Origin of the sequence: Methanohalobium sp. (assembly GCF_046546175.1) — an archaeon.
Classification (GTDB): Archaea; Halobacteriota; Methanosarcinia; order Methanosarcinales; family Methanosarcinaceae; genus Methanohalobium.
This window is the reverse complement of sequence record NZ_JBKGYF010000078.1, coordinates 1-7,933: the sequence shown is the minus strand read 5'-3', so window position 1 is coordinate 7,933 and position 7,933 is coordinate 1. Positions and strand designations below refer to the sequence as shown.

Here is a 7,933-nt window from a genome sequence, read left to right as displayed (position 1 = left end):
GAGAAAATATCATCAAATTAGAATGGGTGAAATTATGACCTAATTTGATAATCTCTAAACCTTTGCTGGATCCATTCGAAAACTTCTTATACAATCCAGCAAGTAATAAAACCTCCAGTTGAAATAAATATAATTCTACAACCTTTATAAATAAGAATTACATTTTATATATTCAAAAATATAAGAGGATATATTATGAAGTGGCAAGGAAGATCGAGAAGAACCCCAAGCGGCGCTAAACTCAAGCCAGTGCGTGGTAAACGAAAACATGAAATAGGCAGGGAATCAGCTGAAACCTATGTTAATGACACCAAGAGAAAAAACATTGCTTCAAAGGGCGGAAACCGCAAAGTCAGGCTTCTGAGATGTAATGAGGTCAATGTAACCAATCCTGCGGATGGAACAACCCAGAAATCAACTATTGAAAACGTAATTGACAATCCTGCAAACGTACATTACATGAGACGTAACATCATTACAAAAGGCTCAGTAATCAAAACCGAAATGGGCGATGCTAAAGTAACAAGCCGTCCTGGTCAGGATGGGGTTGTTAATGCAGTTTTGATTGAGTAAATTGTTTCATTTTTATTTATCAATTTTATATTGAAAGGAATGTAGTATGGATAAACATACCTGGCATATACTGGAAATATTGGAAGAAGATGCTCGTGCATCACCTGAAAACATCTCATCTCAAACAGGCCTGTCAGTTACAGAAGTTAATAATATAATTGCTAAACTTGAGAAGGACAAAGTTATCCGTAAATATAAAACCATTATTGACTGGGAACGGGCAGGAGAAAATTATGTATATGCAATCATTGAATTGAAGGTTATACTTGAGAGAAAACTTGGTTATCAGGCAATAGCAGAGCGTCTATACAAATTTCCAGAAGTGCGTTCAGTGAGATTAATATCTGGAGACCATGATATTTCGCTTACTGTACGCGGCAGGTCGATGAAAGAAGTGGCGTTTTTTGTAGCGGAAAAGATAGCAACCCTTGAACAGGTTCATAGTACGTCAACCCATTTTGTTTTGAAAACCTATAAAGAAGATGGTTTTATATTTGATGAACCTGAACACATTAAACGTTTGCCTGTATCACCATAAATTTAAGGGGCATATATTTTGAGACCGCAATGCGACCCATCCTGTTTTATTGCAGACAATCTGAAAAATGTACCACCCTCCGGAATCAGACGGTTTTTTGATATGGTTTGCGGAGCTGATGACGATATCATATCCTTGGGTGTTGGGGAACCTGATTATATGACTCCATGGCATATCAGAGAGTCCTGCATTCATTCAATTGAACAGGGAGAAACATCCTACACATCAAATTACGGACTCATAGAACTCCGTGAACAGATATCGGATTTATTCTCAAATAAATACAGTGTTGAATTTGATCCAGAATCCGAAGTCCTTGTAACAACAGGCGTCAGTGAGGCACTGGACCTTGCAATCCGTGCAATTGTTAATCCTGGTGACGAAGTGATTGTGGTTCAGCCGTCCTATGTTGCATATGTTCCATCTGTGATATTTGCGGGTGGTATTCCGGTCACAGTTTCCACTAAAATGTCCAACAATTTCAAAATCACTCCAGAAGAACTGGAAAATTCCATCACTGACAAAACCAAGGCAGTGGTTTTGAATTATCCGAATAATCCGACAGGAGCCACCATGGACAAATCTGATCTTGAAGAAATAGCAGATGTGGTGGTTGATAATGACCTGATGGTCATTTCTGATGAAGTTTATGACTGTCTGACCTATGAAGGTGAACATACCTGTTTTGCATCCCTTGAAGGAATGCGCAACCGCACGATATTGCTGAACGGTTTATCAAAATCGTATGCAATGACAGGATTTAGGATAGCTTATGCACTCGGTGATTCTGAAATAATAAGCTCGATGATGCTGATACATCAATACACCATGCTCTGTGCACCTATAGTTGCCCAAATTGGTGCAATGGAAGCATTAAGGAACGGAAATGATGAACTGGACAAGATGGTTCGTGAATACGACAGGCGCAGGCATCTTATTGTAAATGGTCTCAATAACATTGGTCTTGAGTGTTTTGAACCCAAGGGAGCATTCTACGCATTCCCCTCTGTTCAGAGCACAGGCATGACGTCATCCGAGTTCGCGGAAAACCTTCTGGATGACCAGAAAGTTGTAACAATTCCCGGAGATGTATTTGGTGAAGCAGGACAGGGATTCCTGCGCTGCTCCTACGCAGCATCAAAGGATGAAATCCAGGAAGCGCTTGAGAGAATGAAAATGTTTGTTGATAAAACGCAGCAATAATTTTTAAATCACGTATTACCTTTCAGTATGCTGCCAGTTCCTCATCGATATTATCGATAAGTGAACTGACTTTTTTATACCAGTCATCGATGTTCTCCTGCATCATTTTTTTAACAGAATCCGGGTATATTGCTACATATTCGTAATAGTAACCACCAACATCAATTGAACGGCTTTCCCTGTAGACCAGACCGCAGGAAATTAAATTTTGCAGTGATCGGTAGGATGTACTGCGTTCTCTATCCAGCAGTTCTCCCAGTTTTTCGGCTGTCATCGGACCGTTAACAAGTAGCAGTTTGTATGCTTGTAAATCAAGGTCTTTAAGTCCCAGTATACATTTTGCTACATCATCGCAATTGAAATTGGCTCTCAGCATTTCGGGAATAGAATGTGCCATCATGAATCACTCGGTTTATAAGTTGTAGTGTTTTAATTGTAAATGATTGTATAGTTTGTCCAAAACCATAATAAACATATCGTTAATTATATATATAATTTCCCAGGTTCACCCGCAAACAAATGGAACCTATAATTCCTGAAGATGAGCGTTCTGATAAACCACTGGATACAGATGAAATTATCTATCATCCGGATATGAAACGTGCAAATGACTGGATAATGGATGAGTATGACCCTCCTGAAAGGAATGTCTGTATTTTTGTACCATGTGCAAAGAAAAAGCCATACCATGAAAGCCCTTCACATAGAGTTTTCGACAGAGTGATATTTGGGATTCTAAATCCCGAACAGGTTCATGTGGTAGTGTTTGGTACATGTGGTGTTACACCCAGGGAACTTGATACTCTGTATCCCTTTATGCATTATCAGTTTATGCTTGGTAAATGCAATGTGCCGAAAATAAAACGGGATTTCATAAAAATGGAAAGTGAGCGTCTGGCTCACTATCTTGAAAAGACAAGGCACAAATACAAACACAGGATAGCCTACTGTATAGGTGATTTCAGAAAGGCAATGGAAAAAGCATCCGAAATGGTAGATATAGATGTAAAAATTGTTCCTGAAGAAGAAACGATTCAAAACAATATCCAACCGGATAAAAAATTCATATATGGAAGTCTGAACCAGAAAGATTATCTTCAGGATTTTTCTGATGCCATAACAACAAAAATGGGACTGGAAAGAAGGACGGTCGCAATAGATGAAGAACATTCAGAAAATGACAACGACTGGTATATCTTCTAAATTTTAAAAACTGGTACAAAAGTTTAGAGGTATGGTGATTGTGCGAGTACATCCATACCGTTATCTGATATATTCAACACTCGAATCTCATTAATGGTTTTTGAACCTCGCATTTTCATGACATAGATGGAGCGCTGGAGATTGTTTCCGGTTTTGAAACGTTCCAATTTAATTACAGAATCTGCACCATATTCAACCACATCATTTAGTCCGAAAAGAGTCCCCACACTAACAACAGTTGTTACACCGTGACTTCTAAACACACTAAATACATCATCTACCATTGTTCTGAGTTTGTAATTTGATTCAATTGCCAGAAAGAGTGCTTCTATCGAATCGACAAATATACGCTGTGGTTTCTCTTTCTCTATCTTGCTTTCAACCAATTTCTTGAAACTTTTTATAAGCTCAGAAGGTGCAATTTCTACACTTTTCTGGAGGCGCAAGCTGGGGTCTGTTATATCAACAAATGTGATAAGTCCCTGTTGCTCCATGTCTTTTAGATCCCATCCAAAAGAGGTTTTCATTTCTCTAACCAGTGACTTGGATTCTTCGGAAGTTATTATACACATTCCTTTTTCGCCTTTTTTTGCACCTTCATACAAAAACTGTGATCCTAATATTGTTTTTCCTGTTCCTGAATTACCAGAAACGACATTAACAGTTTCTTTAAAGAATCCCCCATGTAACATGTCATCCAGACCCTTTATCTCTGTACTGACTCTCTCTGGTTGAGAAGTCTCTTCCTGTGATGTTTCTGCCATTTATAACCACCTGATAAATATATCTATAAAATTGTTTTTTAACAACTCTTAATCATTTATTTGGAGTGTCCTGTATATACAATTTTGTGTTACTACATTTATAATTTAATTTTTTATTATATTTATCCCAGAGATTATATTATTTTTTGGATTACGTATAATAATTATACTAATTTTGCTAATATAATATATATTCATGTGGACCTTTCAAGTAGTTTGTTTTCACAACGTTCTAAATCATCAGGTGTGTTTATGTTAAGAGCAAGTTGAGGATTTTCCATTATAAGGTTGTAATCATCTTGCTCCTGTCTGATATATTTTCCATCCAATACATTAACACCGGTGGGTACAATCAGGTTACCTTCTCTATTGAACACTGTGTCTGGTCTGAGTCCAAGTTTTTTGCATACAGAAATTGGAACATGCACAGAAAGGGCAGGTTTGCCGCATTTATAGTACTCATCTATGATTTCATCAATCAATTCAGGGGTTATAAGAGCAAGGTCTGACATTATTATCATAACCGGTTCTTTAATCCCTGCATTTTCAACTGCACATATCATGTCCCCTACATAATCACCGCCTACGGTTTTGATAACTTTCACCTGGCCTTGATATTTATTTGAAACATATTTTTCTGTGTTCGGAGTAGCATGGGAAACAGCAACATAAATCTGACCTATGTTTTTTGCCTTATCGAGCGCATCAATGACATAACTTATTAACGGGTGTCTCAGAATCTGTACACAGGGTTTTTCACCCATTCCAAGCCTTGTACCCCGACCACCGGCCATTATAACAACGTCCATATCATAATACCTCCGTAACCACTTTTAACCACTAGTATAATGGCTAACAATGCAATTATGCGACCAACCTCGTTTGCAGTTCCCAGTCCGTCACCGCTTACACCTCCAAAATGGCGGTTGGTTATATTAAGTATTATCAGAGCAGAAAACACTGCTGCTATAAATCCGATTATACCAAGTACACCGAGCATTAGCCCACAGAAAAACCCACCACCTATCAGACCTATAAGGTATTTTGGAAATGTAGTATTGTCAATAACCATAGACCCCAAACCTTCATGTATGGATTTGCCAAACACTGCAATCGTGAGCATCGATTGTTTTGCCCCTATCTCGGCTACAACCAGGGATGAAAAAATCATCAAACCAGTACTAAGATTTATATTCTGTATTAAATTTTTATCCAGCAGTGTAATAACAACTGCATATAATGAGATGAGTCCCAGGACACAGAAGGCAGCACCTCCGATACCGATTGATACGTCTTTCATAGCATTTATTTTTTTATCCCGTGACCCATGTGCTGTTAGTCCGTCCCCAAAATCTGCAAGTCCGTCAAGATGGTTAAATCCTGTAAAATAGTAGATTATTATAAGGATAGCAACTGCACTGATGACAGGAGGGAATATAAAATTAAACAGGTAGGCAAATGCACCTGTGATAATACCAATTACAACAGCGACAAAAGGGAAAAGGTATATTCTTTTTACCAGTTCATCGAGACCTTCCATTGTGAGTCCAAAAGGAATGGTGGATAAAAAACCAAACCCAGATTTGACTGCAAGTAGAAAAGGGTTCATTCTGCAATCACACCAGTTATTTATTCTTTAGAATTATTACTGTTGTCCATTTCTGCAATGGCTCTTGTGTACATATTTGCAGAGACACCACCGACAATACCAGCAACGACATCATCCATAAAGGGTCCAAGCTTTGAAAGAATACCAGGTTTTTCTTTGTCAAACCGGACATACTCGAACATACCCTTGTCTCCACTGATGTATTTTGAAATACTCATACCGAGTACTTCATCTGCGATAATAAAAGAGAGGTCTTTTTCATAGGAACTTTTACTCAGATTTGGAAGTGTACCAGCTTTACCTTCCTTTTCAAGCAATATTCCGGAATACACCAATATACAAAGATTTGGATCAGAAAAAGCAATCTCAAGCTCTCTTGTAAATATATTTTCAGCTTTGTCCCGTGTTTCAATGCCCGGGTGGGAGAAGTATAACTCCATTGCTGTATCTACAAGTGCCTCTTTGCTTACACCATTATCCTTCATTACATTAAAAATCTCATTATCATATTTTTCTTCTTCCAGTTCTTCTGGCTGTTCACCTTTAAAGTTTTTGCCATCTACATCTGATAATTTCATAACAGTCACTCTCAAATAAAGCCTTTTGGATTAGATATAACCAGTTAAGTTCATAATACCATAAATAATCAATGAAAATATAATTATAGATATTATTGCTGCAGATATGATAATCTGTGATACTCTCTTGATATCAACTGGTTCAGGTTCGGGGTATTTGTCTCCAAGTATATAACTACCTGGTTTTTCAAGTCTTATTCTGAGGGCACCGGCCACAGCAGCCATAGGGTATCCCGAATTTGGAGAGGGTGTGCTCCTGCCTTCATAATATGCACATTTTAACGAATCAATAATACTGAGTTTCTTTTCTGCAAAAATGTTGACAATAAGTGCTGCCAACGCTATAAACAGTACTGAGAATCGGGCAGGTACCCAATTAAGAATGTCATCCAGTTTGGCGGATACATATCCCAGTTCCTGATAGGTTTCATTTTTGTAACCAACCATTGAATCAAGGGTATTTACCGCCTTGTAGGCGTATGCAGCTACAAGTCCAAAAGGTCCCAGAATTGAATAATAAAAAATGGGACTTATGATTCCATCTGTAAAATTTTCTGAAGTTGACTCCACCACCGCAGATGACATTTGATTTTTGTTTAATTTATACGGGTCTCTGCTGACAAATATTTTTAGTTTTGAGCGGACATCTTCCAGTTGGTTTTTAATAAGGTCGTTGTATATATCCTGGCCGGGAGAGATGAGACTTCGTATTGCAAATGTGGATTTTAAAAAATAGGCTGATACAAGGATGGTAATAGTTTCCGGGATACTGGGGACTGCAGCAAGGAGTGTAACAAAATAACCTATAGCAGATGCAAATAGTATACAGGTAGTTGCAAGAAATATACCATACAACTTTCTGGATTTTTTTGGAGCGGTTTTGTCTATTGCATGTATAAATTTACCTATCCATACAACTGGATGAACTGAAGCAGGAGGTTCACCAATAAGGAAATCGAACACGGTTGCTATAAGAAGCACTGATATGAAAAAATCCGCATCAAAAGTCAGCAAACCAATCATAAGTTAGGCTCCACAATTCTCTCCCAGGCTTTTTTCAGGCTATCTTCAGTTTCATTATCCTCTTCCATAAGAACATCCAGTATGTATTCCACAATTTCTTCCATGTGGATTATATGACAGTCACTGCAGCTCCATACTTTTCCTCCACCTGAACGTTCGATATATCTTCCACCTGTTCTCTCATCCTCACACGGATAGAACGGGCAAAAACAGAATGTACAATCCTGACCTGGATAATGACATGGATAATATTCACACGTGCTTCTGCTTGAATGGTTGCCGGTTGTAGCGGATTCTAATGTGGAACTTAAAAACTTATCACCTTGTTCCAGACCCCATTCAGTAAGTAGCTCACCGATGTTTCTCGTCAATTTGTCTGTATTCTCGTATGTTCTGACAGCGATTCTTAAAAAATCATGATCAAGAGAACAGAACGAACTGC

Annotated in this window: 11 protein-coding genes; 4 read left to right on the top strand and 7 right to left on the bottom strand. The window is 38.1% G+C overall.

The window, feature by feature from the left end:
• Nucleotides 1-195 precede the first annotated feature (195 nt).
• From ACLFMM_RS08105 to ACLFMM_RS08095, 3 genes are read left to right on the top strand one after another with little or no spacing between them, the layout of a single operon-like run.
• Nucleotides 196-573 (top strand): 30S ribosomal protein S8e, encoded by a 378-nt coding sequence (locus tag ACLFMM_RS08105; protein WP_410808232.1) that lies wholly within the window; start codon nt 196-198, stop codon nt 571-573.
• A gap of 46 nt (nt 574-619) precedes the next feature.
• Nucleotides 620-1,111: an Lrp/AsnC family transcriptional regulator gene (locus ACLFMM_RS08100; RefSeq protein WP_410808231.1), complete on the top strand. Its 492-nt coding sequence runs from the start codon at nt 620-622 to the stop codon at nt 1,109-1,111.
• 18 nt (nt 1,112-1,129) lie between these two features.
• Complete coding sequence (locus tag ACLFMM_RS08095) at nt 1,130-2,314, top strand: aminotransferase class I/II-fold pyridoxal phosphate-dependent enzyme (RefSeq protein ID WP_410808230.1); 1,185 nt, start codon at nt 1,130-1,132, stop codon at nt 2,312-2,314.
• Nucleotides 2,315-2,336: 22 nt separating this feature from the next.
• On the opposite strand, the gene ACLFMM_RS08090 is transcribed toward ACLFMM_RS08095, so the two are convergent.
• Complete coding sequence (locus ACLFMM_RS08090; RefSeq protein WP_410808229.1) at nt 2,337-2,711, bottom strand: helix-turn-helix domain-containing protein; 375 nt, start codon at nt 2,709-2,711, stop codon at nt 2,337-2,339.
• 122 nt (nt 2,712-2,833) lie between these two features.
• Here ACLFMM_RS08090 and ACLFMM_RS08085 point away from each other — a divergent pair, with 122 nt between their 5' ends.
• The gene (locus ACLFMM_RS08085; RefSeq protein ID WP_410808228.1) at nt 2,834-3,517 is read left to right on the top strand and encodes a DUF5591 domain-containing protein; all 684 of its coding nucleotides are present in this window, start codon (nt 2,834-2,836) and stop codon (nt 3,515-3,517) included.
• A gap of 23 nt (nt 3,518-3,540) precedes the next feature.
• Here the strand turns inward: ACLFMM_RS08085 and ACLFMM_RS08080 are convergent, their stop codons facing one another.
• The 6 genes from ACLFMM_RS08080 to ACLFMM_RS08055 all read right to left on the bottom strand — a co-directional run.
• A complete protein-coding gene (locus ACLFMM_RS08080; RefSeq protein ID WP_410808227.1) occupies nt 3,541-4,281 on the bottom strand; it encodes an RAD55 family ATPase in 741 nt (246 codons plus the stop codon).
• Between the two features lie 194 nt (nt 4,282-4,475).
• Nucleotides 4,476-5,090 (bottom strand): NTP transferase domain-containing protein, encoded by a 615-nt coding sequence (locus ACLFMM_RS08075; RefSeq protein WP_410808226.1) that lies wholly within the window; start codon nt 5,088-5,090, stop codon nt 4,476-4,478.
• Nucleotides 5,075-5,890: an adenosylcobinamide-GDP ribazoletransferase gene (cobS, locus tag ACLFMM_RS08070; RefSeq protein ID WP_410808225.1), complete on the bottom strand. Its 816-nt coding sequence runs from the start codon at nt 5,888-5,890 to the stop codon at nt 5,075-5,077. Before cobS ends, ACLFMM_RS08075 begins: the two co-directional genes overlap by 16 nt.
• Before the next feature lie 20 nt (nt 5,891-5,910).
• Nucleotides 5,911-6,468 (bottom strand): alpha-ribazole phosphatase CobZ, encoded by a 558-nt coding sequence (gene cobZ, locus ACLFMM_RS08065; protein ID WP_410808224.1) that lies wholly within the window; start codon nt 6,466-6,468, stop codon nt 5,911-5,913.
• A 30-nt stretch (nt 6,469-6,498) separates the two neighbouring features.
• The gene (locus ACLFMM_RS08060) at nt 6,499-7,491 is read right to left on the bottom strand and encodes a cobalamin biosynthesis protein (protein WP_410808223.1); all 993 of its coding nucleotides are present in this window, start codon (nt 7,489-7,491) and stop codon (nt 6,499-6,501) included.
• Nucleotides 7,488-7,933: cysteine-rich small domain-containing protein (locus ACLFMM_RS08055; protein WP_410808222.1), on the bottom strand; the 446-nt coding region annotated here is incomplete at its 5' end. The genes ACLFMM_RS08060 and ACLFMM_RS08055, both read right to left, overlap by 4 nt.